Consider the following 4,510-nt stretch of genomic DNA (forward strand, 5'->3'; position numbering starts at 1 on the left):
AGCTTGAATCGAATGCCGCTGCTATTCCGCCAACGTATCCTGAGGCGCTTCGCCTTGCGGCCACACTGGCAGAGCAGAACATGCAGCTTGAGCAGCAGGTACAGCAGGCAGCGCCAAAAGTTGCCTTCTTCGATAGCTATGTGGATACCGCTGGTTCGAAAAGCCTGCGTGAGACAGCAAAGGTACTGAATATGCCCCCTCAGGCGCTGACAGATGCACTTGTTCGCGATGGTGTGCTGTTCCGCCAGTCTGGCACACTGCTGCCGATAGCGCGACACCACCATGCAGGGCGATTCACTGTCAAGGCAGGCATAGCAGCATCAGGCCATGATTTCACGCAGACACGTGTAACGCCGCGTGGTGTTGAGTGGATTGCTCAGCGCTACGCCTCTGAGCTGATGGGGTGAAATAATGGGCCTTTTGTTTACTACGCATCCGCTCATCGTCAATCCGGAACTCGCCGTGCGTATTGGGCTTAATGAAGCCATAGTTCTTCAGCAGGTTCATTACTGGCTGAAGGACACGTCTTCCGGTGTCACGATTGATGGTATCAGGTGGATATACAACACCGCAGAGGACTGGCTTGAGCAGTTCCCCTTCTGGTCAGAATCCACTATTAAGCGTGCTATTGCCAGCCTTAACAAGAACGGGCTGCTGAATGTCGAGCAGCTTGGCAAGAAAAAGCGTGATATGACCAACTATTTTTCAATCAATTACGCAAGCCCGTTGCTCGCATCTGAAATATCAGAAGTACCCGCGAAGCAGTATAAAAATACTGACGGCAAACACAATTCCCCATCTGGTCAAAATGAAGAGATGGAACAGGTCATTTTGACCAGATCCATCAAGTCAAAATGCACAGATCCATCTGGTCAAAATGAAGAGATGGATGAGGTCAAAATGAGTAGCTCCATCAGGTCAAAACGACACGATGATCCTACAGAGATTACTACAGAGATTACTACAGAGATTACTACAGATCCGTCAGATAAGAGATCTTCTTGTCCGGGAGCTACGCCACCGGACGAAGATTCCGATGATGATTCTTCAGAGGAGAATTTCACTGCCCGACATCCCGAAGCGGTTGTCTTCAGTGCGAAGAAACGCCAATGGGGCAGCAGGGACGATCTGACCTGCGCTGAGTTTATCTGGGGCAAAATTATCGTGATGTACGAGCGTGCGGCAGAAGCCGATGGTGAGGTGGTTCGCCCCAGAGAACCAAACTGGGCAGCCTGGGCGAACGAAGTGCGTTTGATGGTGGCGCAGGATGGCCGGACGCATAAACAAATCTGCTCACTGTTCAAACGCGCTAACCAGGATAAGTTCTGGTGCAAGAACATCCTCAGCCCGTCAAAACTGCGAGAAAAATGGGATGAACTCTCGTTAAAACTCAGCGCCTCAGCAGCTCCGCCGCAATCCGGCTCCGTCAGAGGCGGTCACTGGAATAGCCCCGAAGCCTGGGAGAACACGCTATGAACAAACTGATTTCGGCAGTCAATAACCGGGACGCTGACATGCTGGCGCACATGATGGGCCACCAGCAGCAGCGAGTGGTCAATGCCGAAGCCGAAAAGCTGGTGGATGCGCTGTTTGAAAACCTCCTGCGGATCTTCCCGGCAGCACAGAACACGGTACTGCGGACGGCTGAGGACGTGGCCGCCATGAAGCGTCAGTGGATTCTTGCCTTTGCCGAGAATGGCATTACGACCGTTGAGCAGGTTCGTGCCGGGATGCGCATGGCGCGCCAGCAGGGTAATGACTTCTGGCCGTCCTGCGGCAAATTCATTGGGTGGTGCCGTGAGAGTGCCCGCCTCGTTGCTGATTTGCCTTCTGATGATGATGTTATGGCTGAGTTTCAGCGTTATGCGCGCCAGCGCCATCAATACGCAACCCCGGAAGAATTTCCGTGGTCCCATGACGTCATGTATTGGGTCGTCCTGGATGTTCGTCACCTGATGTTCCAGCACAACTACACGGAACCTGAGGTGTTACGGTCGATAAAGTCACATATGCGCAAGTGGGCGCGTAAGCTGGAAGCCGGAAGGGGGATACCGAAACCGGTAATGCAACTGCCGGATAAACGACGCCCGCCATCAGCAGCAGACCTTCTTGATCCCACAGGTTCAGCGGCTTTTCGACAGGCTGGAGAGGCATTTCTGGCACGTATCAGAGCAAGACAGCAGGACGGTGAGGGTGGCAAATGAGATACGGATCAGTTTGCAGCGGGATTGAAGCCGCCAGCGTCGCATGGGAGTCGCTGGGATGGCAACCGGCATGGTTTGCCGAAATCGAAGCTTTCCCGTCTGCGGTTCTTGTCCACCACTGGCCTGATGTATCCAACCTCGGCGACATGACCAGAATCGCCGCTGCGGTGCGCGCTGGTGAAGTAGATGCGCCTGATGTGCTGGTGGGCGGAACGCCATGCCAGGCCTTCAGCATTGCGGGTTTACGCGAAGGCCTGTCTGATGAGCGCGGGCAGTTAACACTTTCTTACGTGGAGTTAGCGAATGCAATCGACGCAAAGCGCCGCGAACGCGGTGATCCAGAATCAATCATCGTCTGGGAAAACGTCCCCGGCGTGCTCAGCAGCAAAGACAATGCCTTCGGGTGCTTTCTGGCAGGACTTGCCGGAGAAAGCAGTGAGTTGCAGCCAGCAGGGAGAAAATGGACGCACGCAGGTTGTGTGTCTGGACCACAAAGGGCTGTTGCCTGGCGCGTCCTTGATGCTCAATTTTTCGGAGTGGCCCAACGCCGCCGCCGTGTGTTTGTTGTCGCAAGTGCTCGAAAAGACATCAATCCCGCAGCGGTACTTTTTGAGTTCGACAGCGTGCGCCGGGATACTCCGCCGCGCAGAGAAACGCAACCGGAAACTTCCTGCGCGACTGGAAAATGCGCTGAAGGCGGTAGTCACTGTGACAATCCGGTAAATCCGCATCCGACACTTAACCAGTCGCACAACACTGGTGGCATTGGTGCCAGCAATCAGGAAATTTTCAGCCAGCGCGGATCTGGTCTTGTATCAGACGCTTATTCCAATATCTCCCGCACATTGCTGGCGAAAGAAAACGACAGTACAGCAGAGGATCTTGACACCTATGTTTTGGGGTATGGCGGCGGCAATACCAGCGGCAGCATTGACGTAGCGACCGCATGCACAGCTCACGGCGTGCGAATGGACTTTGATACAGAAACCTTTGCCGTCCATGTCGCACAGGATCCTGACGTCAATCGCGAGCTGGCGCACACCATTGGCAGGAATCACGGGCAGGAAAACGCGATCGCCTGGGGAATTCCTGGCAACTGGATTGGCCGTGCGCCTGAAAACGGCGGAAATGCAACCGCGCCAATGCGTAACCTTTCGCCGTGCCTTACCGTTGCCGATAAGCATGGTGTGGTTATTGCATTCAGCAGCAAGGATTACGGTGCTGATGCCAATAGCGGTTCTAATCTGGCCCCAGCAATAGCGTTGCAAACTGATGTAACACCAAAAGCCAGCATAGAATTGGCATTCACGCTGAAACTTCCGTCATCGAGTGGTGGAGGCCAACCAGCCGCCGCAATGACACCTGATCTGCATGTTCGCCGTCTTACACCGATCGAATGCGAGCGCCTTCAGGGCTTTCCTGATAATCATACTCTGATCGGCTGGCGCGGGAAGGATGCTGATGAATGCCCGGACGGCCCGCGCTACAAAGCGATAGGCAACTCTATGGCTGTGCCGGTTATGCGCTGGATCGGTGAGCGTATCGCCGCTGCGCTTCCGGTCGAAGCGCCTGCGCCGCGCAACTGGCAGCGCCCGTTCCTGAAATGGGCTGGCGGTAAGTATTCGCTGCTGCCGGAGCTGTACCAGCTTATCCCGGCAGGCAAGCGACTGATTGAGCCGTTTGTTGGTGCTGGTGCTGTATTTCTCAACTCTGACAGGCACGAAAGTTTCCTGCTGGCGGACGTTAACACCGATCTGATTAACCTCTGGCAGATGCTGGAGGCAGACCCCCTCCGCGTTATGGATTTTGCCAGAAACCTGTTTGAATCCGGCAGAACGGAGGATGGCTACAAATCAATCAGAGCGAATTTTAACGCTCAGCACATGAATGCCCCGCTGCGTGCGGCAGCATTTTTGTATCTCAACCGGCACTGCTTTAACGGCCTGATGCGCTACAACCGCGATGGTTTTTTTAATGTCGGTTTCGGAAAGTACAAAAAACCGTATTTTCCGGAAGCGGAGATCCTGGCATTCAGGGAGAAATCGCCTCAGTGCGTGTTCATGAATGCTGATTTCCGCCGCACGCTATCGCTGGCAGGTGATGGTGATGTCGTTTACTGCGATCCGCCGTATGAGCCGATGCCCGGAACCGCTGGCTTTACCAGTTATTCCGCTGGTGGTTTTTCATGGGACGACCATCAGGATCTGGCGCGTTGCTGTGTGGCTGCATATCAGCGTGGCGCGAAGGTGCTGATCAGTAACTCTACGGCACCAGCGGTACTTGAGCTTTACGGGCGGCATGGCTTC

Annotated in this window: 4 protein-coding genes; all 4 read left to right on the forward strand. The window is 54.5% G+C overall.

The annotated features are described in order from the left end of the window. On the forward strand, nt 1–407 hold a 407-nt coding region (locus GTGU_RS00750), incomplete at its 5' end, for a phage antirepressor KilAC domain-containing protein (protein ID WP_038153446.1). A 4-nt stretch (nt 408–411) separates the two neighbouring features. Further along, nucleotides 412–1,476: a hypothetical protein gene (locus GTGU_RS26330; RefSeq protein WP_072011872.1), complete on the forward strand. Its 1,065-nt coding sequence runs from the start codon at nt 412–414 to the stop codon at nt 1,474–1,476. Beyond that, on the forward strand, nt 1,473–2,204 hold the full coding sequence (locus GTGU_RS00760) for a replication protein P (protein ID WP_038153448.1): 732 nt from the start codon (nt 1,473–1,475) through the stop codon (nt 2,202–2,204). Before GTGU_RS26330 ends, GTGU_RS00760 begins: the two co-directional genes overlap by 4 nt. Next, on the forward strand, nt 2,201–4,510 hold a 2,310-nt coding region (locus tag GTGU_RS26460; protein ID WP_038153449.1), incomplete at its 3' end, for a Dam family site-specific DNA-(adenine-N6)-methyltransferase. The genes GTGU_RS00760 and GTGU_RS26460, both read left to right, overlap by 4 nt.

The organism is Trabulsiella guamensis ATCC 49490, from assembly GCF_000734965.1.
In the GTDB taxonomy this organism is placed as follows: Bacteria; Pseudomonadota; Gammaproteobacteria; order Enterobacterales; family Enterobacteriaceae; genus Trabulsiella; species Trabulsiella guamensis.